At 65.9% G+C, this 21,952-nt stretch carries 23 protein-coding genes and 1 pseudogene; 8 read left to right on the forward strand and 16 right to left on the reverse strand.

The features are described from left to right. Positions 1 to 2: 2 nt before the first annotated feature. The 8 genes from RO07_RS01235 (at position 3) to RO07_RS01270 (ending at position 7,610) form a co-directional block, all read left to right on the forward strand. Positions 3 to 1,643, forward strand: a complete 1,641-nt coding sequence (locus tag RO07_RS01235) for an ABC transporter substrate-binding protein (protein ID WP_039407368.1) — start codon at positions 3 to 5, stop codon at positions 1,641 to 1,643. A 185-nt stretch (positions 1,644 to 1,828) separates the two neighbouring features. Beyond that, the gene (locus tag RO07_RS01240) at positions 1,829 to 2,833 is read left to right on the forward strand and encodes an ABC transporter permease subunit (protein WP_039407369.1); all 1,005 of its coding nucleotides are present in this window, start codon (positions 1,829 to 1,831) and stop codon (positions 2,831 to 2,833) included. Positions 2,834 to 2,845: 12 nt separating this feature from the next. Then, entirely contained in the window at positions 2,846 to 3,766 is a 921-nt protein-coding gene (locus tag RO07_RS01245; protein WP_039407371.1) for an ABC transporter permease subunit, read from the forward strand. Beyond that, positions 3,763 to 4,767 (forward strand): ABC transporter ATP-binding protein, encoded by a 1,005-nt coding sequence (locus tag RO07_RS01250; RefSeq protein ID WP_039407373.1) that lies wholly within the window; start codon positions 3,763 to 3,765, stop codon positions 4,765 to 4,767. Before RO07_RS01245 ends, RO07_RS01250 begins: the two co-directional genes overlap by 4 nt. After that, on the forward strand, positions 4,764 to 5,810 hold the full coding sequence (locus RO07_RS01255; protein WP_174234870.1) for a peptide ABC transporter ATP-binding protein: 1,047 nt from the start codon (positions 4,764 to 4,766) through the stop codon (positions 5,808 to 5,810). The genes RO07_RS01250 and RO07_RS01255 overlap by 4 nt, the downstream gene beginning before the upstream one ends. Beyond that, positions 5,807 to 6,808 carry a TraB/GumN family protein gene (locus RO07_RS01260; protein ID WP_237171356.1) on the forward strand — a complete coding sequence of 334 codons (1,002 nt, stop codon included), beginning with the start codon at positions 5,807 to 5,809 and terminating at the stop codon, positions 6,806 to 6,808. Before RO07_RS01255 ends, RO07_RS01260 begins: the two co-directional genes overlap by 4 nt. A 137-nt stretch (positions 6,809 to 6,945) precedes the next feature. Then, positions 6,946 to 7,311 (forward strand): hypothetical protein, encoded by a 366-nt coding sequence (locus RO07_RS25650; RefSeq protein WP_115088992.1) that lies wholly within the window; start codon positions 6,946 to 6,948, stop codon positions 7,309 to 7,311. Beyond that, a complete protein-coding gene (locus RO07_RS01270) occupies positions 7,308 to 7,610 on the forward strand; it encodes a type II toxin-antitoxin system RelE/ParE family toxin (protein WP_084072389.1) in 303 nt (100 codons plus the stop codon). Before RO07_RS25650 ends, RO07_RS01270 begins: the two co-directional genes overlap by 4 nt. Before the next feature lie 30 nt (positions 7,611 to 7,640). Here the strand turns inward: RO07_RS01270 and ureG are convergent, their stop codons facing one another. From ureG to urtB, 16 genes and pseudogenes are all read right to left on the reverse strand, one after another. Further along, positions 7,641 to 8,279: an urease accessory protein UreG gene (gene ureG / locus RO07_RS01275; protein ID WP_039407377.1), complete on the reverse strand. Its 639-nt coding sequence runs from the start codon at positions 8,277 to 8,279 to the stop codon at positions 7,641 to 7,643. Positions 8,280 to 8,335: 56 nt separating this feature from the next. After that, positions 8,336 to 9,061 carry an urease accessory protein UreF gene (locus RO07_RS01280; protein ID WP_052266921.1) on the reverse strand — a complete coding sequence of 242 codons (726 nt, stop codon included), beginning with the start codon at positions 9,059 to 9,061 and terminating at the stop codon, positions 8,336 to 8,338. Between the two features lie 196 nt (positions 9,062 to 9,257). Continuing rightward, a pseudogene (gene ureE, locus RO07_RS01285) lies at positions 9,258 to 9,860 on the reverse strand (urease accessory protein UreE); the annotation flags it as partial. Positions 9,861 to 9,920: 60 nt separating this feature from the next. Beyond that, positions 9,921 to 11,621 carry an urease subunit alpha gene (ureC, locus tag RO07_RS01290; RefSeq protein ID WP_039407379.1) on the reverse strand — a complete coding sequence of 567 codons (1,701 nt, stop codon included), beginning with the start codon at positions 11,619 to 11,621 and terminating at the stop codon, positions 9,921 to 9,923. Continuing rightward, positions 11,618 to 11,923: an urease subunit beta gene (locus RO07_RS01295; protein ID WP_039407381.1), complete on the reverse strand. Its 306-nt coding sequence runs from the start codon at positions 11,921 to 11,923 to the stop codon at positions 11,618 to 11,620. Before RO07_RS01295 ends, ureC begins: the two co-directional genes overlap by 4 nt. Positions 11,924 to 11,982: 59 nt before the next feature. After that, on the reverse strand, positions 11,983 to 12,606 hold the full coding sequence (locus RO07_RS01300) for a HupE/UreJ family protein (RefSeq protein WP_039407384.1): 624 nt from the start codon (positions 12,604 to 12,606) through the stop codon (positions 11,983 to 11,985). A gap of 213 nt (positions 12,607 to 12,819) precedes the next feature. After that, a complete protein-coding gene (locus RO07_RS01305; protein ID WP_039407388.1) occupies positions 12,820 to 13,122 on the reverse strand; it encodes an urease subunit gamma in 303 nt (100 codons plus the stop codon). A gap of 118 nt (positions 13,123 to 13,240) precedes the next feature. Next, on the reverse strand, positions 13,241 to 13,963 hold the full coding sequence (locus RO07_RS01310) for an amino acid ABC transporter ATP-binding protein (protein ID WP_039407391.1): 723 nt from the start codon (positions 13,961 to 13,963) through the stop codon (positions 13,241 to 13,243). Next, positions 13,950 to 14,600, reverse strand: a complete 651-nt coding sequence (locus RO07_RS01315; protein WP_039407394.1) for an amino acid ABC transporter permease — start codon at positions 14,598 to 14,600, stop codon at positions 13,950 to 13,952. The genes RO07_RS01310 and RO07_RS01315 overlap by 14 nt, the downstream gene beginning before the upstream one ends. Next, positions 14,597 to 15,277: an amino acid ABC transporter permease gene (locus RO07_RS01320; RefSeq protein WP_039407397.1), complete on the reverse strand. Its 681-nt coding sequence runs from the start codon at positions 15,275 to 15,277 to the stop codon at positions 14,597 to 14,599. Before RO07_RS01320 ends, RO07_RS01315 begins: the two co-directional genes overlap by 4 nt. Positions 15,278 to 15,323: 46 nt before the next feature. After that, the gene (locus RO07_RS01325; RefSeq protein ID WP_039413860.1) at positions 15,324 to 16,094 is read right to left on the reverse strand and encodes a transporter substrate-binding domain-containing protein; all 771 of its coding nucleotides are present in this window, start codon (positions 16,092 to 16,094) and stop codon (positions 15,324 to 15,326) included. A 464-nt stretch (positions 16,095 to 16,558) separates the two neighbouring features. After that, positions 16,559 to 17,416 carry an urease accessory protein UreD gene (locus tag RO07_RS01330; RefSeq protein ID WP_418303711.1) on the reverse strand — a complete coding sequence of 286 codons (858 nt, stop codon included), beginning with the start codon at positions 17,414 to 17,416 and terminating at the stop codon, positions 16,559 to 16,561. Positions 17,417 to 17,479: 63 nt separating this feature from the next. Next, on the reverse strand, positions 17,480 to 18,181 hold the full coding sequence (gene urtE / locus RO07_RS01335) for an urea ABC transporter ATP-binding subunit UrtE (protein ID WP_039407403.1): 702 nt from the start codon (positions 18,179 to 18,181) through the stop codon (positions 17,480 to 17,482). Between the two features lie 2 nt (positions 18,182 to 18,183). After that, positions 18,184 to 19,041, reverse strand: coding sequence for an urea ABC transporter ATP-binding protein UrtD (gene urtD / locus RO07_RS01340; protein ID WP_052267497.1), 858 nt, complete (start codon positions 19,039 to 19,041; stop codon positions 18,184 to 18,186). Between the two features lie 8 nt (positions 19,042 to 19,049). Continuing rightward, a complete protein-coding gene (urtC, locus tag RO07_RS01345; RefSeq protein WP_052266923.1) occupies positions 19,050 to 20,249 on the reverse strand; it encodes an urea ABC transporter permease subunit UrtC in 1,200 nt (399 codons plus the stop codon). Continuing rightward, complete coding sequence (gene urtB, locus RO07_RS01350; protein WP_039407405.1) at positions 20,250 to 21,902, reverse strand: urea ABC transporter permease subunit UrtB; 1,653 nt, start codon at positions 21,900 to 21,902, stop codon at positions 20,250 to 20,252. It abuts the gene before it with no gap. Positions 21,903 to 21,952: the final 50 nt, after the last annotated feature.

The raw sequence follows: 21,952 nt of genomic DNA on the forward strand, positions 1-21,952 counted from the left end.
CTATGAAACGAACCCACACCCTGCGTTTGCTTTTGGCTGCAACCCTGCTGACCGGCGCGGCAGCGATCCCGCCCGCCGTAGCGGCTGAGCTCCCCAACAAGACCCTCGTGTATTGTTCCGAGGGTAGCCCCGCCGGTTTCGATCCGGGGCAACTGACGACCGGTACGGACTTCGATCCGGCGGACGCGATCTATAACCGTCTCGTCGCCTTCATCCCCGGCGAGACTGGCGTGATACCGTCGCTCGCGGAGAAATGGGACATCTCGCCGGACAGCAAGGTCTACACGTTCCACCTGCGCCGCGGCGTGAAGTTCCACACGACCGAGTACTTCAAGCCGACGCGCGACTTCAACGCCGAGGACGTGAAGTTCACCTTCGATCGCATGGGCGATCGCGAAATGCCGTTCCGCAAGGCCTATCCGGCCGAATTTCCGTACTTCGTCGACATGGGCCTGCAGGCCGACATCGAGCGTATCGAGATCGTCGATCCGTACACCGTGCGCTTCGTGCTCAAGAAGGTCGACGCACCGTTGATCCAGAACCTGGCCATGTCGTTCGCGTCGATCCTGTCGAAGGAATACGCGGACAAGCTGCTCGCGGCGAACAACCCGCGCGACATCGCGCTCAAGCCGGTCGGCACGGGTCCGTTCATCTTCCGCAGCTACACGAAGGACGCCACGCTGCGCCTGGATGGCAACAAGGAGTACTGGAACACGCAGTTGCCGCCGAAGGTGGGCAAGCTGATCTTCGCGATCACGACCGACGCCAACGTCCGTATCCAGAAGCTCAAGCGCAACGAATGCCAGGTCGCGACCTACCCGCGCCCGGCGGACGTCGATACCCTCAAGGCCGAAATCAAGGCGCAGGGCAGCGCATCGAAGCTGAAGATGCCGGATCAGGTCGGCTTCAACCTCGGCTACGTGGCATACAACGTGCAGAAGAAGCCGCTCGATCGCGTGGAGGTTCGTCAGGCACTCGACATGGCGATCAACAAGAAGGCCATCCTCGAATCGGTCTACGGCTCGGCCGGACAACTGTCGAACGGCGCGCCGATGCCGCCCACGCAGTGGTCCTACGACAAGAACATCAAGCCGGCCGGCTACGATCCGGAAAAGGCCAAGGCGCTGCTCGAGAAGGCCGGTGCGAAGAACGTCGAACTGACGCTGTGGGCCATGCCGGTGCAACGCCCGTACAACCCCAACGGCAAGCTCATGGCCGAGATGATCCAGGCCGACTGGGCGAAGATCGGCGTGAAGGCCAACATCGTCACGTATGAATGGGGCGAGTACATCAAGCGCGCGAAGGCGGGCGAGCACGACGCCCTGCTCATCGGCTGGACGGGCGACAACGGTGACCCCGACAACTGGCTCGGCGTGCTGCTCGGTTGCGATTCGATCAACGGCAACAACTTCTCGAAGTGGTGCTACAAGCCGTTCGACGACCTGGTGAAGCAGGCGCGCCAGACCACCGACGTGGCGGCGCGCACCAAGCTCTACACGCAGGCGCAGGAAATCTTCGCGCAGCAACTGCCGTTCTCGCCCATCGCGCACTCCACTCAATACAAGCCGATGGCGAAGAACGTGCAGGGCTTCAAGCTCAGCCCGTTCAGCCGTAACAGCTTCGCCGGCGTGTCGCTGGACTGAGCGCCGCGGTCGAACGGTGCCGGCGGTCCAAACCGGCGCACCATGCCGCCGGACGTGGCCGCCGCGCTCGCGTCCGGCGACGACAACAAGACGGCATACCGCCTGCGACTGATTAACGCGGCACAGCGCCCCCCGTTCTCCCGCCGGGGACGGGGCGGCGCACGCAGCTCCCACGGAACCCTCCTATGCTGAGATTCGTCCTGAGACGGCTGGGCATGGTGATCCCGACCTTCATCGGCATCACCGTCCTGGCGTTCGCGCTCATTCACCTCATTCCCGGCGATCCGATCGAAGTGCTGGTGGGCGAGCGCAATCTCGATCCCGTCATGCACGCCGAAGCGATGAAGCGGCTGGGACTCGATCAACCGCTCACCACGCAGTATTTCGTCTACCTGAAGCGCGCTGCGCAGGGCGACCTCGGACGCTCCATCGTCACCAACGAAGGCGTGCTGCACGAGTTCTTCTCGCGCTTTCCCGCCACGCTGGAACTGGCCCTGTGCGCGATGATCTTCGCGCTCGCGGTCGGCCTGCCCGCGGGCGTGGCCGCATCGCTGCGACGCGGCAGGATGCTCGACCACACCACCATGGGCGCCGCCCTCACCGGCTACTCGATGCCCATCTTCTGGTGGGGGCTGCTGCTCATCATGCTGTTCTCGGTCGACCTGCAATGGACGCCCGTCTCCGGGCGCATCGGCGTGGAGTACGACGTGCCGGGCGTGACCGGCTTCATGCTCATCGACACGCTGCTCTCGGGCGACGAGGGCGCGTTCGCGTCCGCCGTGAGCCACCTGATCCTGCCGACCATCGTGCTTGGCACGGTGCCGCTCGCGGTGATCGCCCGCATGACGCGCTCGGCCATGCTCGAGGTGCTGCGCGAGGACTACATCCGCACCGCGCGAGCGAAAGGGCTCTCGCCCTGGCGCGTGATCGTCGTGCACGCGCTGCGCAACGCGCTCATTCCGGTCATTACCGTCATCGGCTTGCAGGTGGGCACGCTGCTCGCTGGTGCCGTGCTCACCGAGAACGTGTTCTCCTGGCCCGGCATCGGCAAGTGGCTGATCGACGCCATTCTGCGACGCGACTATCCGGTGGTGCAGGGCGGCATCCTGCTCATCGCGACGGGCGTGATTCTGGTCAACCTGCTGGTCGACGTGCTCTACGGCGTCGTCAACCCGCGCATACGGCACTGAAGGAGGTCACCCATGAGTGATACGCCTGCAACGCTGCCGCCTCCCGCCGCCGTCACGGCCACGCCGCGTGCGCGCCTGATGCGGGAGTTCCTGCGCAGCTTCACCGCCAACCGTGGTGCCACGGCGGCGGCCATCGTGCTGTTGCTGATGTTCGCGGCGGCGATCTTCGCGCCGCTCATCGCGCCGCACAACCCCATCGAGCAATACCGCGACTACGTGAAGGTGCCGCCCGCCTGGTTCGAAGGCGGCAACCGGCAATTCCTGCTCGGCACCGACGAGGCCGGCCGCGACATCCTTTCGCGGTTGATTCACGGCGCGCGCCTGTCGTTCTGGATCGGTCTGTCGTCGGTCGTGCTTTCGCTCATTCCGGGCATTCTGCTCGGCCTGCTCGCGGCGTTCTTCCCGCGCTGGCTCGACACCCCGATCATGCGCCTGATGGACATGATGATGGCGCTGCCGTCGCTGCTGCTCGCCGTGGCCGTGGTCGCGGTGATCGGCCCGGGTCTCGCCAATACGACCATCGCGATCGCCATCGTGACGCTGCCGGCGTATGTGCGCCTCACGCGTGCGGCCGCCATCGGCGAATTGCAACGCGAGTACGTGATCGCTTCGCGCATGGCCGGCGCGGGCACGTTGCGTCTGATGTTCTCGACGGTGCTGCCGAACTGCGCGGCGCCGCTCATCGTGCAGGCCACGCTGAGTTTTTCGGTGGCGATTCTCGACGCGGCGGCGCTCGGCTTCCTCGGTCTGGGCGTGCAGCCGCCGCTCGCCGAGTGGGGCTCGATGCTCGCGTCGGCGCGCGACTACATGGAAAGTGCCTGGTGGATCGTGACGCTGCCGGGACTTGCGATCGTCATCTCGGTGCTTGCGATCAATCTGGTTGGCGATGGCCTGCGCGACGCACTCGACCCCAAACTGAAACGAATCGCATGAGTCTGCTCTCCATTCGCAATCTATCGGTCGACTTCGACGGCGCGCGCGCGGTCGAAGCCATCGACCTCGACGTCGGCCAGGGCGAGATTCTCGGCGTGGTCGGCGAATCCGGTTCCGGCAAGAGCGTGACGATGCTCGCGCTCATGGGACTCATCGACGCGCCGGGGCGCGTGCGTGCGGACGAAGTCCGGTTCGACGGACGCGATTTGCTGCATGCGAGCGCTCGCGAGCGACGCGGCATCGTCGGACGCGACGTCTCGATGATCTTCCAGGACGCGCTCACGAGCCTGAACCCGAGCTACACCATCGGCTACCAGATCGGCGAGGTGTTGCGCCGCCACATGGGGCTGCGTGGACGGGCGCTGCGCGATCGCATCGTGGAACTGCTCGAACAGGTCGAGATCCCCGACGCAGCCAACCGGCTCGGCGCGTATCCGCACCAGCTCTCCGGCGGCATGAACCAGCGCGTGATGATCGCGATGGCGATTGCCTGCCGCCCGAAGCTGCTGATTGCCGACGAGCCGACCACCGCGCTCGACGTCACCATCCAGGCGCAGATCATGGCGCTGCTGCTGCAGTTGCAGAAGGAGCACGGCATGGCGCTGGTGCTGATTTCGCACGATCTCGCGGTCGTGGCCGAAGTCGCGCATCGGGTGGCGGTCATGTACGCCGGGCAGGTGATCGAGGTCCAGCAGGTGCCCGCGCTGTTCGATGCGCCGCATCATCCCTACACGGAAGCCCTGCTTTCGGCGATTCCGGAGCACAACCGCGGTGTGCGCCGACTGCGCACGCTGCCCGGCGTGGTGCCGGGGCGCGACGACCGTCCCGCCGGTTGCCTGCTCTCGCCCCGCTGCCCCTATGCAGACGACCATTGCCGCACGGTGCAGCCGTCGCTCGATCCCTATACGGGGCCGACGGCGACGGGCGCACCGCTGGTGCGGTGCTTCAAGCCGCTGCCGCATGTCGCAGCGGATCATCAGTCGATGGGAGGGGCGCAATGAGTGAAACCGTTTTCGCAACGCCCCCGGCCGCGCCGCAAGGCCCCGATGCCGGCGAGGCGGCGCGCGACGCCAGTCGCATCGTGCTGGCCGCACAGGATCTGAAGCGTTTTTACACGGTGAATCGCGGGTTGTGGCGCGGGCAGGCGAGCGTCAGGGCGTTGAACGGCGTGTCGTTCGAGCTGGCCGCGGGGCGCACGCTCGCGGTGGTCGGCGAGTCGGGGTGCGGCAAATCGACGCTGGCCCGGGTGCTGACGTTGATCGAGCCGCCGACGTCCGGCAAACTCGCCATCGACGCGACCGAGACGACGGCGGCTTCGGTGGGCGATCTGGCGCCGCTGCGCACGCGCATCCAGATGGTGTTCCAGAACCCGTACGCGTCGCTCAATCCGCGCAAGACCGTGGGGCAGGCGCTCGACGAGCCGCTGGCGATCAACACGTCGCTCGGCCGCGTCGAGCGGGGCGAGAAGATCGAGGCGATGATGCGCACCGTCGGTCTGCGCCCCGAGCACGTTGCACGCTATCCGCACATGTTCTCGGGCGGGCAGCGTCAACGTGTGGCGATTGCCCGGGCGATGATCCTGTCGCCGGCGATCGTGGTGGCCGACGAGCCGGTTTCTGCCCTGGATGTCTCAATTCAGGCACAGATCCTGAATCTTTTCATGGATTTGCAGGACCGGTACGCGACGAGTTACGTATTCGTGTCGCATAATCTCGCCGTGGTCGAGCATGTGGCGGACGACGTCATGGTGATGTACCTCGGCCGCGCGGTCGAACACGGTCCCAAGGCCGCCGTGTTCGGCAAGCCGCTGCATCCGTACACCAAGGCGCTGATGTCGGCCACGCCGGCCATCAAGGCGTCGGAGCGGCGCGTGAAGATCCCGCTGATCGGCGAGTTGCCCTCGCCGCTGCGGCCGCCGCCGGGGTGTGCGTTTGCGCCGCGCTGCCCATATGCCGTCGACCGGTGTCGTGAGGAAGTGCCGCAACTGCGCAAGCTCGAGGGACGTCTGGTGGCGTGCCATCGGGTGGAAGACATTGAGGGATGACAAGATTGGGTGGACCACCACGCGCGACGCATCTGCGCCGGGGCGTTGCATTGACCGGCTGGCTGCTCGGCTGCCTGTTGATGACGTTGGCCGTCACGCTGGACGCGGCATCGACCGTGACCCCGCGTGCCATCGCGCCGCGCGCGTTGCCGTTGGTGGTCCCCGAGCCCGGCGAATCGCCGCCGGGCGCCAATCTCCCGTTCTATGAAGCCCGCAAGGGCGACATGACCATCTACGTCATGGGCACGCTCCACGTGGGCAAGCCCGACGACTATCCGTTCCGCAAGGTCGTGGTCGATGCGCTGCGCGTGTCGAAGACGGTGGCGTTCGAGCTCTCGCCGGACGATCTGACGATGTCGCAGGACGACGTCCAGAAGTACGGCATGTGTACGCGGGCGTGCCTGCCGCGGCTGATCCCGGCGCCGCTATGGCGCAAGCTGCGTGATCGACTCAAGGGCAATCCGGCGATGCTGGCCGAGATTCGTCACATGCGGCCGTGGCTGGCGGCGCTGCTCGTCGAGACGCTCGATTCGATGGGCGCCGACCTGCAGACGGAATACGGCACCGAGAATCAGCTGGAGAACATCTACCGGGGCCGCATCGTCGGTCTGGAGTCGCTGGCCGAGCAGATGGACGCCTTCACCGGCCTGAGCGCGGCGCAGCAGAACGAGCTGCTGGCACAGGAGCTCGTGCTGAGCCCGAAGACGGCGACGGCGCAGGTCGAAGAATTGCACCGCCTGTGGCGCGCGGGCGATGCGGAGCTGGTGTTCGACTGGTCGCAGGGCAAGGCGGCACAGGTGCGGCGCAACGCGGCGCTGGCCGACGCGATCGACGAGCGCATCCTGTATTCGCGCAATCGACGCTTCCTCGCGCGGATGCTCTTCCTGGCCGATCCGGGCCAACCGGTCTTCGTCGCCGTCGGCACATTGCACCTCGGCGGCCCGCATGGGGTGCTGCAACTGCTGCGCGAGCATGGGTTTTCGGTGGCGCAGCGCTAACGGAGTAGGAGCGGCGGAAGAACCGATTAGGAATCGCCCGAGATTCGCGCCCACTACGTTGACTCCCCTGTCCCTGGCGATTAATTTGGCATCACTCGCGTGAGTGGCCCCCCGCCCAAATATCGCCAGGAATCACGATGCCAGTTGCCGCCCACAGTCCCGATCAATACGCGCGCCACCCGTCAGCACCTATCCACCCGCCGCCCCGTGCTCCGCGCGGTGTTCACGAGGAAGCACAACTGCTTTACGAAGCCACCGTTCGCGGCCTTGCCGACGTCGCATCGGGTCGTAAAAGGCCCAGCGAAGTCGTGAAGACGGGATGCTCGATCGACCTCGACGAAGCGTACTTCGAGTTCCCGCACGATCCCGACGAGATCCATGCCGAAGACTTTATTGGAATCGTCATGGGACTCCGGGATGTCGACGCAGGGCGTACCGTCCCGGACGAAGTCGTCAGCGCGCAGTTCGCCGAATATAGCCGGAGGTTGATGGAAAAGTCGTGACTGTGACAATTCGCTGGTCGGAATATGCGCTGCGTGAACGCGTCATCATCTGGAACCAATTGTCGAATGTCAGTCCCAGCGCAGCGTTAAGCCTGAACAGATCGGTGGAGCGTGCACTCAGAAATCTGCGCGCGTTTCCGGCGATGGGACGCCCGCACAGGATCGGTAACACCCGAGTGCTGGTGCCCCACAGGCATTACAGAATGATCTACCAATTCAAGGAGAGCGCAGTCACCATCCTGTCGTTACACAACGTCAATCGTCGCTGGCCTCCCGGCGGCTATCCGTTCAACGATTGACGCATTCCGGCTCGGCGGCTCAGCACCTCCTCAAGCCAACATCCCCCGCGCCTCGATAAAGCCGATGATCTCCTGAAGGCCCTTGCCTTCCTTCATGTTCCCCATGACGAACGGCCGCATTCCGCGCATCTTCTGCGTGTCGGATCGCATGATATCGAGCGATGCGCCAACGTAAGGCGCCAGATCGGTCTTGTTGATCACGAGCAGATCGGACTTGGTGATGCCCGGGCCGCCTTTGCGCGGGATCTTCTCGCCACCGGCGACATCGATCACGTAGATCGTCAGATCCGACAGCTCAGGGCTGAACGTGGCCGCGAGGTTGTCGCCGCCGGATTCGATGAAGACCACGTCGGCATCGGGAAAGCGATCCAGCATGCGCTCGACGGCCTCGAGGTTGATCGACGCATCTTCGCGAATCGCCGTGTGTGGGCATCCACCGGTTTCGACACCGAGAATGCGCTCCGGCTCCAGTGCGCCGGCCACGGTGAGCAATCGCTGGTCCTCCTTCGTGTAGATGTCGTTGGTGATGACGACGAGGTCGTACCGGTCCCGCATGGCCTTGCAGAGCATTTCGGTCAGGGTCGTCTTGCCGGAGCCGACCGGGCCGCCGATCCCGACACGCAGCGGCGGATTCTTCTTGGTACGACGGGCGTTGGTGGTTGTCGTCATGGCAAATGTCGTAGTGGCGATGAATTGACGAAGTCGAGGCGCGATGCAGCGGCGTCCTACGAGCGGAACAGACGTGAGTACTGCGTTTCGTGACGCGACGCGAGAATGGCGAGCGCCGGCGAAAACGTATTGAACTGGTCGTCGCGCAGTGAGGCCGCGCGATAGGCGGCGTCGACGACGCGTGTGCGCAACGCGACGATCACACGCTGCGCGGCCAACTGGCCCAGCGGCACGGCCTTGAGCGCGCCAGCCACTTGATTTTCGAGCCAACTGAACGCGTAGGCGACAAGCGTATCGGCCAGCGCGGCGCCATGCGCGAGTGCAGCGAAGGCGAAGGCCGTCGGCAATGCGATGGGACGCAGCGAGGACAGCAGCACACGTTGCCGCGAGTCTCCCCATTCGAGCGAGAGGGCAAGCTGTGTGAGCGACCAACCCATCTGTTCGGTTTCGGCGCGAAGCTCGGCGGCTTCCCGCGTGGCGAGCAGCCAGTCGTTCACCTGCGAGAGTGCCGTCGCATCGCTGGCTTGCCAGTGGCGCCATTGTCTGGCGAGCAGCGCCAGCTCACCGGTGGTGAAGACGCCGTCCAGTTGGCTGGCAATCCAGCGTTCGGCGCTTGGGGCGTTGTGAATGATGCCGTGCTCGACGGCCGCTTCGAGCCCTTGCGAGTAGCTGAAGGCGCCGATGGGCAGTGCGGGCGACGCAAGGTGCAGCAGCGCAGCAAGCGACTGCAGCGACGCCGTTGCGACCGGCTCAGCGAGAGGACTGGCCAGGCTTGCTGTCATCGGGCGAATTTGCCGGAGGGTGCGCATTCGCGCCTGCGGCGTCGACTTGCGACGGCGAATGATCGTGTGTGCAGTCAGCACCGTGGACGTGTGCGTGACCCGTGCCCGCGTCATGTAAATGATCATGGGCGCAGTGCTGGCCGTGGGCGTGCATGTGGCCATCGTTCCCGTCATGCACGTGCGAGCATTCGGCGCCGTGCACATGACCATGGGTATGATCGTGCCCACATCCGGGACCGTGCTCATGCACATGGTGATGTCCGTGCCCGGACGCATGGTCGTGCCCGTGATGTTCATGGAACACCCGCTGCGCGAGCGCGAAGTCTTCGGTAAAGGTGGCGTCGTGGCCGTGTTTGTGCCCGCCACCGTAGGCGCCGGCTTCGGGCTCGAAAGGCATGAGGGCTTCGGCAACGTCGACGTCGAGCCGCAGCAGCATATCGCGCAGCACCGGATCGTACTCGAGCTTGAGGTAGCCGTCGCCCACTTCCACCGGCGTGTGCCGGTTGCCGAGATGGTAGGCGGCACGCGTCAGCGCGAGCGGTGAGGCCGCGCTCACGAGCAGCACCGTCTCCGGTGCGGCTTCCACGCGGATGAGGCCGCCATCGTCGGCCACCAGCACGTCGCCGCCGCGCAGCACGGTGCCGCGCGGCAGAAACAGCGCCACCTCCTCGCCGGTGGCGAGCGTGGCACGCAGGCGGCTTTTGCTGCGAGCGTCGAAGGGCAGCACGAGTGCAGGGGAGCGACGCACCAGCGGCGCCGCGAGGGTGCCGGCATCGAGGCGTTTCTCGACGCGGCGCAGCGTCGCCGACGATGGCGGGGCCGTGGACGAACCGGAGGATTCGGAGACTTGCGACATGATTCAGAACAGGAAGTAGCGTTGGGCCATCGGCAACACGGTTGCGGGCTCGCACGTGAGCCATTGACCGTCCGCGATGACCTGATAGGTCTCGGGGTCGACGCTGATGTGCGGCAGCCAGTCGTTATGGATCATGTTGGCCTTGGTCACCTGCCGGATATCGCGCACCGGCACAATGCGCTTGGACAGCCCATAGCGGCCGGCCACGTCGCCATCGTACGCCGCTTGCGACACGAACGTCAGCGATGTACGCGCCAGGGCGCCGGCGCGTGCACCGAACATCTCGCGATAGTGCACCGGCTGGGGCGTCGGAATCGAGGCGTTCGGATCTCCCATGAGTGCTGTCGTGATCATGCCGCCCTTGAGAATCATCGACGGCTTCACGCCGAAGAACGCCGGCTCCCACAGCACCAGATCGGCCCACTTGCCCACTTCGACGGAGCCGATTTCGTGGGCCATGCCATGAGTGATCGCCGGGTTGATGGTGTACTTCGCCACGTAGCGCTTGACGCGGAAATTGTCGGCCTGCGCCGTGTCGGTGCCGAGCGCGCCGCGCTGCACCTTCATCTTGTGCGCGGTCTGCCAGGTGCGCATGACGACTTCGCCGACCCGGCCCATCGCCTGCGAATCCGACGAGATCATCGACAGCGCGCCGAGATCGTGCAGGATGTCCTCGGCCGCGATCGTCTCGCGCCGGATCCGTGACTCCGCGAAGGCGATGTCCTCCGCAATGGCCGGATCGAGGTGATGACAGACCATCAGCATGTCGAGGTGCTCGTCGAGCGTGTTGACGGTGTACGGTCGCGTCGGATTGGTGGACGACGGCAGCACGTTTGCCTCGCCGCACACCTTCAGGATGTCCGGTGCGTGGCCGCCGCCGGCGCCCTCGGTGTGATAGGTGTGGATCGTGCGGCCCTTGATGGCCGCCACCGTGGCTTCCACGAAGCCGCCTTCGTTGAGTGTGTCGGTGTGGATGGCGACCTGCGTATCGGTCGCGTCGGCCACTGTCAGACAGGCGTCGATGGCGGCGGGCGTCGAGCCCCAGTCTTCATGCAGCTTCAGGCCGATGGCGCCGGCTTCGATCTGTTCGGTGAGCGGCGCGAGCTGGCTGACGTTGCCCTTGCCGAGAAAGCCCAGATTGATCGGCCAGCCGTCGGCGGCCTGCAGCATGCGCTCCAGATGCCAGGGACCGGGCGTGCAAGTGGTGGCGTTCGTCCCCGTCGCGGGGCCGGTACCCCCGCCGAGCAGCGTGGTCACGCCGGACGACAACGCCTCCTCGATCTGCTGCGGACAGATGAAATGGATGTGCGAATCGATGCCGCCGGCGGTGACGATCATGCCTTCGCCGGCGATGACTTCCGTCGCGCCGCCGAGCGGAATGGTGACGCCGGGTTGAATGTCCGGGTTGCCGGCTTTGCCGATGCCCCAGATGCGTCCGTCCTTGAGGCCGATGTCCGCCTTGACGATGCCCCAGTGGTCGACGATCACGGCGTTGGTGATGACGGTGTCGACCACGTCGGCGCGCGTGCGCTGCGACTGCCCCATGCCGTCGCGGATCACCTTGCCGCCGCCGAACTTCACTTCCTCGCCGTAGATCGTGTAATCGCGTTCGATCTCGATGATCAGTTCTGTATCGGCGAGTCGCAGCCGGTCGCCCGCGGTCGGGCCGAACATTTCCGCGTAAGCGCGGCGTGAGATCTTCATAGTGCCCCCATCACACGGCCGGCGAAACCGTAGACACGGCGGTCTCCCGCCAACGCGACCAGTTCGACGGTGCGCTGCTGCCCCGGCTCGAAGCGCACGGCGGTGCCGGCGGCGATGTTCAGCCGAAAGCCGCGCGCGGCCTCGCGGTCGAATTGCAGGGCGTCGTTGACCTCATGGAAATGAAAGTGCGAGCCGACCTGAATCGGCCGATCACCCGTGTTGGCGACCGTCACGCTGATCGTCGGGCGCCCCGCGTTGAGCGTGATCTCACCTGGGGCCGGCAACAGTTCTCCGGGAATCATGAATGTCTCCTGTGCGCGACGGTTCGCAACGACGGATTGTTTGTCATGGCGCCCGCCGCTCACGTCGCCACGGCCAATAACGACACGCCGTAAGCCAGCACGCCGGCGCCCAGCGCACGCGGCACCCAGGCCGTGCGGTGCCGCAGCGCGATGCCGGCGGCGATGCCCAGCCCGTGCAGCATGCCCGTCGCGAGCAGAAAGCCGGCCATGTAATGCATGGCGCTCGCCTCGTCCGGCAGTTCGGCGCCGTGCGCAAAGCCATGGAAGACCGCAAACGCGCCCACGACGGCGGCGCCCGCCCAGCCGGGCAGCGTCGCGCGCGTGGCCAGCATCAGGCCGAGCACGAGCAACGAGACGGCGATCATCGGTTCCACGCCGGGCAGTGCGAAACCGTGCGACATGCCGAGCAGGCCACCGGCGGCGAGCATGGCGACGAAGGCGATCGGCGCGAGCCAGACCCGGCGCGACGTCAGTGCGCTCCACAAGCCGACGACGATCATCGCGCACAGATGATCCACGCCGGTGAGCGGGTGGAAGAAGCCGGCCGCGAAGCTGCCGGCGGCGTCATGTCCCGGATGTCCGGGGTGCGCGAGCGCGACGCCGGAGGCCGCCAACAGCGCGATGCCCGCGGCCGCGCGCACCAGGCGACGCGAGGCGACGGACGCACCGGAAGCGGGGGACATGGCACAAGGTGCGGAGGATGCCGACGAAGACACGGCAATTTCACATGCGTTCGGGGGGCGGTTTGCTGACATGAGACGTCCTTGATTTGTTGTTGTCGACGACAAATGAAACGGCGCTGGGTACGGATAGATCACTTCGGCATTACGGCATTACGGCATTACGGCATTACGACGGACGACGCCGAAGCGACCACCGCCGTGCGCACGGCGCCTTCACGGTATCGGGTGATGCACGGTGACGAGCTTGGTGCCATCGGGAAACGTGGCCTCCACCTGGATGTCGGGAATCATTTCGGGCACGCCTTCCATGACGTCGTCGCGCGTGAGCAGGGTGGTGCCGTAGTGCATGAGGTCGGCGACCGTGCGGCCATCGCGAGCGGCTTCCATGAGCGCGGCGCTGATGAAGGCCACGGCCTCGGGGTAGTTCAGCTTCAGGCCGCGAGCGCGGCGCCGTTCGGCGAGCAGCGCGGCGGTGAAGATGAGCAGCTTGTCTTTTTCGCGTGGAGTGAGTTTCATCGTAGGGGGCGAATGTCAGGACAAATGGGGCTTCAGGTGTGCGCCACTACCGCTTGGCATCCGGCGTCATCGATGCCACGGAAACCGGCGTGTCGCGATGCACCGCGCTGGATCGTCATCATTGACAGATGAACCGCTGCAGTTCCGGCGTCGCCGGCTGCGTGAAGAGCTGTTCCGGCTCGCCGGATTCCCAGATCCTGCCCTGATGCATGAACACCACCCGGTCGGATACATGGCGTGCAAAGCGCATCTCGTGCGTGACGAGGATCAGCGTCATGCCTTCCGCCGCGAGGTCCTCCAGCACCTTGAGCACTTCCGCGACCAGTTCGGGGTCGAGCGCCGAGGTGATCTCGTCGCACAGCAGCACGGCCGGGTTCATCGCGAGCGAACGCGCAATCGCCACACGTTGCTGTTGACCGCCGGAGAGCTGCGACGGATAGCTGTCGAACTTGTCGCCGAGTCCCACCTTGGCGAGCATGGCGCGCGCCGTCTCGCGGGCCTCGGCGGCCGGGGTCTTCTTCACCACCTTCTGTGCGAGCATCACGTTCTCGCCGGCCGACAGATGCGGAAACAGGTTGTATTGCTGGAACACCATGCCGACCTTGAGGCGCAGCGCGCGCAGATCGGTGTCGCGCGCACCGACGTGGACGCCGTCGACCGCCACGCTGCCCGCGTCGAAGCGCTCCAGACCATTGAGCGTTCGCAGCAACGTGCTCTTGCCCGAGCCGCTCTTGCCGATGATCGACACGACCTGACCGCGCTCGACGTCCATGTCGATGCCCTTGAGCACCGGGTTCTCGCCGAAGCGCTTTTGCATGTCCCTGACTTCAATGAGCGACATGGAGTTTCCTTTCGAGATGACGCGCCCAGAGCGACAGCGGATAGCAGGCAGCGAAGTAGAACAGGGCGACGAGGCCATACACCGTGAATGGCTGGAACGTCGCGTTGGTGAGCATGGTGCCGGTCTTGGTGAGTTCGTCGAAGCCGATGATCGAGGCGAGTGCCGTGCTCTTGACCACCTGGACCGAGAAACCGACCGTGGGCGCGATGGCGATGCGCAGCGCCTGCGGCAGAATCACGTGGCGCAACTGTTCGCCGTAACGCATGGCCAGGCTCGACGACGCCTCCCACTGACCGTGTGGAATGGCGTCGACGCAGCCTCGCCAGATTTCCGTCAGATAGGCGCTCGTGTACAGCGTGAGGCATACGGCGGCGGCCACCCATGGCGAGACTTCGAATCCAAGCAACGGCAGGCCGAAGAAGACCAGGAACAGCTGCATGAGCAGCGGCGTTCCCTGGAATACCTCGATGTAGAGAGCGACGGCGCGCGCCGCCCATTGCACGCGCCCGACGCGCACAACGAGCAGCGCCAACGCCACCAGTCCGCCGCAGACGAAGGCGATGGCCGACAGAGCCAGCGTCCAGCGTCCGGCGAGCAGCAGCCCGCGCAGCATGTCCCAGATCGAGAACTCGATCATCGTGCGCCTCCCTTGACCATGCCGCGAAAGAGGCGTCGCGCGCCGCGCGTCAGCACGCGGCGCAGGGCAATCGCCAGCACCAGATAAAGCGCGGTCACGATCAGATAGCTTTCGAAAGCCCGGAACGTGCGCGACTGCACGAAGTTGGCGGCATACGACAGATCGGGTACGGAGATCTGCGAGACGACGGCCGAGCCGAGCATCACGATCACGATCTGGCTGGCGAGCGCCGGGAACACCTTGGCGAAAGCCTGCGGCAGGATGATGTGGCGCAGAATCTGCGCGCGCGTCATCGCTAGCGACTGCCCGGCTTCGGACAGGCCGCGCGGCACGGCGCGCATGCCCGCGCGGAGGATCTCCGTCGCGTAGGCGCCGAGGTTCACGCTCATGGCGACGACGGCGGCCGTCGTCTCGTCGATGTGGACGCCGAGGCTGGGAAGACCGAAGAAGATGAAGAACAGCTGAACGATGAAAGGCGTGTTGCGAATGAGCTCGACGTAAAGCCCCGCGATGGCCTTCAGCCACGCCGGGCCTTCCTCGCGCGCGATGGCGCACAGCGCCCCGACGAGCACGCCGACGACCGTGGACACGGCCGTGAGTGCGATCGTGAGCGCGGCGCCTCGCGCGAAGAGCGTCACGTATTGCCGCAGATCGGCGAAGTCGAGAACGTAGTGCATCGGAAGCAGGCCGTGGATCGAAAGGTGCCTGAGCGAATGGCGATGCTCAGAGATCGGCCGGCAGTGGCATGCCGAGCCACTTCTGCGACACCTTGCCGAGCGAGCCGTCCTTTTTCGATGCGGTGAGGATCTCGTTGACCTTGGCAAGCAGGCGCGGCTCGTTCTTGTTCAGTCCCACGAAGCACGGCGAGTTCTTGATGAGGAACTTCGGCTCGGGCAGCTTGGGCGGATGTTTCGCCACAATCGCGGCGGCGACCACGTTGCCGGTGGCGACGAGCTGCACCTGCCCCGACAGGAAGGCGGAAATCGTACCGTTGTTGTCCTCGAAGCGCTTGATGGTCACATCGGCCGGCGCGATTTTCGAGAGTTCCAGGTCCTCCACCGCGCCGCGCGTCACGCCGATGGTCTTGCCCGACAGGTCGGCCGGCTTGGTCACGGCCAGGTCTTTCGGCCCGAACACCCCGTTGTAGAACGGCGCATAGGCTTCCGAGAAGTCGATGACCTTCTCGCGCTCGGCGTTCTTGCCCAGGCTGGAGATCACGAGATCGGCCTTGTTGGTCGTGAGGTACGGGACGCGGTTGGCGCTGGTCACGGGCACGAGTTCGAGCTTCACGCCCATGCCCTTGGCGAGCAACGCGGCGGTATCGATGTCGTAGCCCGCCGGCTTCATGTCGGGGCCGATCGAGCCGAACGGCGGGAAGTCCTGCGGCACGGCGACACGAAGCGTGCCGCGCTTGACGATGTCGTCGAGGCTGTCGGCGTGAGCCGTGCGCGGCATTGCCATGGCGAAAGCGGCGACCGCGCTCGCGGCGAGCATCAGCGCGGTGAAGGCGCGACGGGCGCGAGCGCGCGCGCCCAGCACGGCGGCAACGGCTTCGCGCGGGACGGCGGTGCGGGGGAACGACAGCATGGCGGCAACCTCGATAGCGGATGGATGGACGAAGCAATTTCGACGACTGACATCTGGTCAGACCGGTCGATACAGTGAGGTAGCAGGAACCATGCCCGGCACCGCCGCTGTGCGTCGACGCTTGACGCGGCGCGCCAGCCGCCGGATGTCGGACGGCCGCCCATCTCCGCACGCGTCGGCGTATTGCCCCGAGTTGGTGCGAGATTCGCCGAAAGACGATGAACCACAGTGGCCTTTGTCACCAGAGTGGTGCAAAGAAAACGGCGCCCGAAGGAGCCCGAGAAAGACGACGCGCACGTTGCAGGCCCGTGGCCGAAGATGTCGTTGATGACAAAGAGGGCGATGGCGGCGACGCCGGGAATAGTCGGGCCCTAGGTCGCCCAGATCCGCAGCGGCTCGGCCGGCACGTCATGGACGATCGGGCGCAGCGTGAGCCAGTGAGCGACCAGCAGTTGGCGCACGGCTTCCATGTCGCGCCCCAGCACGCGAAGCACCAGCACGTTGCCGGGCAGGCACGTGATGCCCGCGCGCAAGTCGTCGTTGAACGGCAGGCCTTCGGCAAGCGATTCGGCGAGCTCGCGCGTGCAGGCGTCGCCCACCGCCCACAGCGTGGCAAAGACGGGGAATCCGGCGAGCCCGGTAGCGCCGGTGCGCTGCGCGTCGTCGGCGCCCAGCACCGCCTGTTCGGCCCACAGCAGACGATCGTTCGCGTCGCGCAACTCGAAGGTCGAGCGCCACCGGCCGTGCGTCCATTGCTCGCCGGCCGCTTGCCGTCCGAGCAGTGTGGCGTCCCATCCGATGATCGTCGACCCCGCCCCGAGCCGCACGGCGATGCGCTGCTGCGCGTCGGCATCTTCGAACACGATGTTCTCCAGCGGCAGCCAGTCGAGCTTTGCCCCGTCGCGGACGGTGAGCGAGACGGTTTGCGTGCCGCTGCGGCCCTGCGACTTGTACCACTTGGTTGCGCCGGGCGTCGTGAGGACGGCATGGGCGGTGTCGCCGACGTCGACGTCGATGGCGAGGCTGTCGCCGCCCGCGATGCCGCCCGGCGGATGCACGACTACCGCGTGGCAGATGCCTGGACCTTCGGGATGCAGCGACTTCTGCACGACGAGCGGTCCCTGGTGGCGACGCGTGGCGAGCACGGTGCGGGCGTCGCGCCGTGCGAAGCCCAGCGTCAGTTCGGCGTGCCAGCCCGCAACGGCGGCGTGAGGAGGGTTCATGACGATCGGTACGCGTTGGATGTCTGTGAATCTAACACGCACCACCCACCCCATCCCGCTTCGGCATCGTTACACGGCCACCATGTGGCGCACGCCGTCGTCTTCCATGTCCTTGCCGAGACCGCTTGCCACGATGGCGCCACGGCTCATCACGCGATAGTGATCCGCGAGCGCGAGGGCGAAGTCGTAATACTGCTCGACGAGCAGCACCGTCATGCCGCGCTCGTCGACCAGACGTCGCAGCGTCGCGCCGATGTCCTTGATGATCGACGGCTGAATGCCCTCGGTCGGCTCGTCGAGAATCAGCAGCTGCGGGTCGCTCATCAGCGCGCGGCCGATGGCGAGTTGCTGCTGTTGTCCGCCGGACAGATCGCCGCCGCGCCGCTGTTTCATGTCGCGCAGCACCGGAAACAGTTCGTAGATGTGCGCCGGCACGCCACGTTTGGCCTCACGTGACGGACGGCTCGCCGCACCGATCAGCAGGTTTTCCTCGACGGTGAGACGCGGGAAGATCTCGCGCCCTTGCGGCACATAAGCCAGACCGCTGGCGACGCGCGCGTATGGCGGCGCGGCGGTGATCGTCGTGCCGCGCCACGCGATGCTGCCCGACTTCACGGGCACCACGCCCATCAGGCATTTGAGCAGCGTGGTCTTGCCCACGCCGTTGCGCCCGAGCAGCACGGTGAGTTGCGCGTCGGGCACGGTGAACTCCACGTTGCGCAGGATATGGCTGCCGCTGTAGTACTGATTGAGTGCGCGAATTTCGAGCATGGTCAGCGTCCCAGATACGATTCGATCACGCGCTCGTCGCGCTGCACGGCGTCGAGTGTCCCTTCGGCGAGCACCCGCCCTTCGGCCATCACCGTGACGGTGCCGGCCTCGCCCGCGAGGGCGGCGACGAACGCCATGTCGTGCTCCACGACCATCATCGAGCATTGCCCGCGCAGCCGGTTGAGCAACTCGGCGAGCTGCGCCGTTTCCTCGTCGGTCATGCCGGCGGCCGGTTCGTCGAGCAGCAGCAGTTGCGGTCGCTGCATGAGCAGCATGCCGATCTCGAGGCGCTGCTTCTGGCCGTGCGACAACTGACCGGCGCGCACGTGCGCCTGGGGGCCGAGGTGCGTGAGCGCCAGCACTTCCTCGATGCGCTCGCGCATGGCCGACGTGAGCACCGCCCACAGCGCATGAAACCAGCGTTTGTCGCCGGCGCACGCGAGTTCGAGGTTCTCCCAGACGCTGTGATGCTCGAATACCGTCGGCTTCTGGAATTTACGTCCCACGCCGGCCTGTGCGATGGCGGGTTCGTCCAGACGCGCGAGGTCGAGTGTCTGACCGAGAAAGGCGCGTCCCGCGTCGGGACGCGTCTTGCCCGTGACCACGTCCATCATGGTGGTCTTGCCTGCGCCGTTGGGGCCGATGATGCAGCGCAGTTCGTTGGTGCGGATCGACAGCGACAGATCGTTGAGCGCACGAAAGCCGTCGAACGAGACGGAGATGTTCTCCAGGTACAGGATCAGACCGTGCGACGTATCGATCTCGCCCGGCACGACCAGATGCGACATGCCCGTGGCGTCGCCGCTGACGGTCATCGAAGTGTCGGGGGCGTCGGCTTTCTGCCAACCGATGTCGGTCATGTATTGATTCATGCGCGATCTCCGGTGGCGGGGTGAGGCGCGTCGCCTTCGGCGGCGGCAGGCGCGTGTCGGGAGCGCCTGCGCGAGTACTGCGTCACGAGTCCGATCACCCCCTGCGGCAACAGCAGCGGCACGAGCACGAACATCGCGCCGAGGAAGAACAGCCAGTACTCGGCGAAGTACGCGGTGAAGAAGCTCTTCGCGCCATTGACGAGGAAGGCCCCGGCGATGGCGCCGACGAGCGAGCCGCGTCCGCCGATGGCCACCCAGATCGCCATCTCGATGGAGTTCACCGGCGCCATCTCGCTCGGGTTGATGATGCCGACCTGCGGCACGTACAGCGCGCCGGCGATGCCGCACAGCATGGCGGACAGCGTCCACACGAAGAGCTTGTAGCCGAGCGGCCGGTAGCCGAGGAACATGGCGCGCGATTCGCCGTCGCGAATGGCGGTGACCACGCGGCCGAACTTCGAGACGACCAGCGCGCGGCACAGCATGAAGGCGCCCACGAGCACGGCAAACGTCACGAGGAAGAGCACGGTGCGGGTATTCGCGGAAGTGACCGAATAGCCGAGAATGCGCTTGAAGTCGGTGAAGCCGTTGTTGCCGCCGAAGCCGGTTTCGTTGCGGTAGAACAGCAGCATGGCCGCGAACGTGAGCGCCTGCGTGATGATCGACAGATACACGCCCTTCACGCGCGAGCGGAAGGCCAGATACCCGAAGAGCCACGCCACGGCGCCGGGTAGCGCAACGACGAGGAACATCGCCCAGGCGAAGTGCTCGGTGCCGGTCCAGTACCAGGGCAGCGACTTCCAGTCGAGAAACACCATGAAGTCGGGCAGGTCGCTGTGATACACGCCGTCGCGGCCGATGGCGCGCATCAGGTACATCCCCATCGCGTAGCCGCCGAGCGCGAAGAAGAGCCCGTGGCCGAGGCTGAGAATGCCGCAATAGCCCCACACCAGATCGAGCGCGAGCGCCGCGATGGCGTAGCACATGATCTTGCCGACGAGCGTCATCGCGTAGGCCGACAGATGCAGCGGGTGCGACGGCGGCAGCACCAGCGCGCACACCGGCACGAGAATCAGCACGGCCAGCACGAAGACGAGCAGCGCAGGCGCCACGTGCTTCGGCAGCAGACGCGCGCGTGCGGGGACGTCGTGCGTCGTTGCGGCCGAACCCGCGGGCAAAAAGTCTGGCATTTTCATTCAGGCCTCCGCGCTGCGCCCTTTGAGCGCGAACATGCCCTGCGGGCGTTTCTGGATGAACAGCACGATCAGGATCAGCACGGCGATCTTCGCGAGCACGGCGCCCCACACTGGTTCGAGCAGCTTGTTGGCGATGCCCAGGCCAAACGCGCCGACGATCGTCCCCGCCAGTTGTCCCACGCCGCCGAGCACCACGGCCATGAACGAATCGATGATGTAGCTCTGGCCCAGATCGGGGCCGACGTTGCCGATCTGCGAGAGCGCGCAGCCCCCCAGCCCGGCGATGCCGGCGCCGAAGGCGAACGCGTAGCTGTCGACGCGGCCCGTCTTCACGCCGACGCAGGCGGCCATCGACCGGTTCTGCGTGACGGCGCGAATGAACAGGCCGAGACGCGTGAGGTTGAGCACCGACCACGTGAGCGCCACGACGACCAGTGCGAACACGAGAATCACGATGCGGTTGTAAGGCAGCATCAGGTTCGGCAACACGGCAATGCCGCCGCTCATCCACGACGGGTTGACGACCTCGACGTTCTGCGCGCCGAACAGCGTGCGCACCGCCTGAATCAGCAGAAGGCTGATGCCGAAGGTCGTCAACAGCGTCTCGAGTGGACGGCCGTAGAGGTGTTTGATGACGGTGCGCTCGAGCACGATGCCGAGCGCGGCGGCCACGAGGAACGCGGCGGGCACGGCCGCCACGAGATACCAGTCGAAGGCGCCGGGCAGGAAGCGCTGGAACAACGTCTGCACGACGTAGGTGGCATACGCGCCCACCATCAGGAATTCGCCGTGCGCCATGTTGATCACGCCGATCAGACCGTACGTGATGGCCAGCCCCAACGCCGCGAGCAACAGCACGCTGCCGAGCGACAGGCCGGCGAACACCGTGCCGAAGAACTCGCTGCGACGCTGCGCCGAAGCCAGTTTCGTCAAGGCGATGTCGGCGGCGCTGCGCACGCTGGCGTCGGGTTCGGCGTACGTGCCGTCGGCCTGCTTCGCAACGATCGGCAGCAGCAGGTCGCGCATTTGCGGATCGCCGGCCGCCGCGATGAGCTCGACGGCCTCACGGCGTTTCGCTGGATCGGTGTCGTGCAGTGCGGTTTGCGCCCAGAGTTGATCGAGACGCGACTTGAGCGCCGGGTCGGTTTCCTTCGCACGCGCCTTCTCGACGAGCGCCTTGAACGCGGGCGAGGGATTTTGCAGCATCGTGTCGATGGCTTGCGCGCGAGCGTCGCGATCCGGCGAGAGCAGTGCGCCCGCGGCGGCGGCCGTGGCGACCTTGGCGCGCAGCACGTTGTTGAGCGTGAGCGAGCCGGCGTCGTCGGCCTTGAGCGTCGCACCGGTGATCGGGTCGACGTACCGGTCGCCATTCGGAATCGCGATGCGTTCGCCCACGGTCACGGCCGAATCGTCGGCCAGTGCCTTGAGCAGCGCGGCGGCCTGCGGCGAGGCGTCGGCCGCGAGATGGTCGATGGCCTGCGCCTTGGCGTCGAAGTCGTCGCCCGCGAGGGCGGTGAGATCGGCGTCGGTAAAACCGGCAATGGAGCCGGTCGTGGAAGCCGTGGCCGCCATGGCCGTGGTAGGCGAAATGAGCGCAGCGCCCAGCGAAAGCAGGACAAGGGCGGCAGCGGTCCAGCGTCTTATCGTTATCATCGAAACCTCTGCGGGCGCCGGAGATCGTCTCGGCGACTCCGGCGCCATGG

This window comes from Pandoraea pulmonicola, from assembly GCF_000815105.2.
GTDB lineage: Bacteria > Pseudomonadota > Gammaproteobacteria > Burkholderiales > Burkholderiaceae > Pandoraea > Pandoraea pulmonicola.

Bases quoted from the DNA above. Each gene is read 5' to 3' on its own strand.
- RO07_RS01235 (WP_039407368.1), top strand. From the start codon at position 3: ATGAAACGAACCCACACCCTGCGTTTGCTTTTGGCTGCAACCCTGCTG.
- RO07_RS01240 (WP_039407369.1), top strand. From the start codon at position 1,829: ATGCTGAGATTCGTCCTGAGACGGCTGGGCATGGTGATCCCGACCTTC.
- RO07_RS01245 (WP_039407371.1), top strand. From the start codon at position 2,846: ATGAGTGATACGCCTGCAACGCTGCCGCCTCCCGCCGCCGTCACGGCC.
- RO07_RS01250 (WP_039407373.1), top strand. From the start codon at position 3,763: ATGAGTCTGCTCTCCATTCGCAATCTATCGGTCGACTTCGACGGCGCG.
- RO07_RS01255 (WP_174234870.1), top strand. From the start codon at position 4,764: ATGAGTGAAACCGTTTTCGCAACGCCCCCGGCCGCGCCGCAAGGCCCC.
- RO07_RS01260 (WP_237171356.1), top strand. From the start codon at position 5,807: ATGACAAGATTGGGTGGACCACCACGCGCGACGCATCTGCGCCGGGGC.
- RO07_RS25650 (WP_115088992.1), top strand. From the start codon at position 6,946: ATGCCAGTTGCCGCCCACAGTCCCGATCAATACGCGCGCCACCCGTCA.
- ureG (WP_039407377.1), bottom strand. From the start codon at position 8,279: ATGACGACAACCACCAACGCCCGTCGTACCAAGAAGAATCCGCCGCTG.
- RO07_RS01280 (WP_052266921.1), bottom strand. From the start codon at position 9,061: ATGACAGCAAGCCTGGCCAGTCCTCTCGCTGAGCCGGTCGCAACGGCG.
- ureC (WP_039407379.1), bottom strand. From the start codon at position 11,621: ATGAAGATCTCACGCCGCGCTTACGCGGAAATGTTCGGCCCGACCGCG.
- RO07_RS01295 (WP_039407381.1), bottom strand. From the start codon at position 11,923: ATGATTCCCGGAGAACTGTTGCCGGCCCCAGGTGAGATCACGCTCAAC.
- RO07_RS01300 (WP_039407384.1), bottom strand. From the start codon at position 12,606: ATGTCCCCCGCTTCCGGTGCGTCCGTCGCCTCGCGTCGCCTGGTGCGC.
- RO07_RS01305 (WP_039407388.1), bottom strand. From the start codon at position 13,122: ATGAAACTCACTCCACGCGAAAAAGACAAGCTGCTCATCTTCACCGCC.
- RO07_RS01310 (WP_039407391.1), bottom strand. From the start codon at position 13,963: ATGTCGCTCATTGAAGTCAGGGACATGCAAAAGCGCTTCGGCGAGAAC.
- RO07_RS01315 (WP_039407394.1), bottom strand. From the start codon at position 14,600: ATGATCGAGTTCTCGATCTGGGACATGCTGCGCGGGCTGCTGCTCGCC.
- RO07_RS01320 (WP_039407397.1), bottom strand. From the start codon at position 15,277: ATGCACTACGTTCTCGACTTCGCCGATCTGCGGCAATACGTGACGCTC.
- RO07_RS01325 (WP_039413860.1), bottom strand. From the start codon at position 16,094: ATGCTCGCCGCGAGCGCGGTCGCCGCTTTCGCCATGGCAATGCCGCGC.
- urtE (WP_039407403.1), bottom strand. From the start codon at position 18,181: ATGCTCGAAATTCGCGCACTCAATCAGTACTACAGCGGCAGCCATATC.
- urtD (WP_052267497.1), bottom strand. From the start codon at position 19,041: ATGACCGACATCGGTTGGCAGAAAGCCGACGCCCCCGACACTTCGATG.
- urtC (WP_052266923.1), bottom strand. From the start codon at position 20,249: ATGAAAATGCCAGACTTTTTGCCCGCGGGTTCGGCCGCAACGACGCAC.
- urtB (WP_039407405.1), bottom strand. From the start codon at position 21,902: ATGATAACGATAAGACGCTGGACCGCTGCCGCCCTTGTCCTGCTTTCG.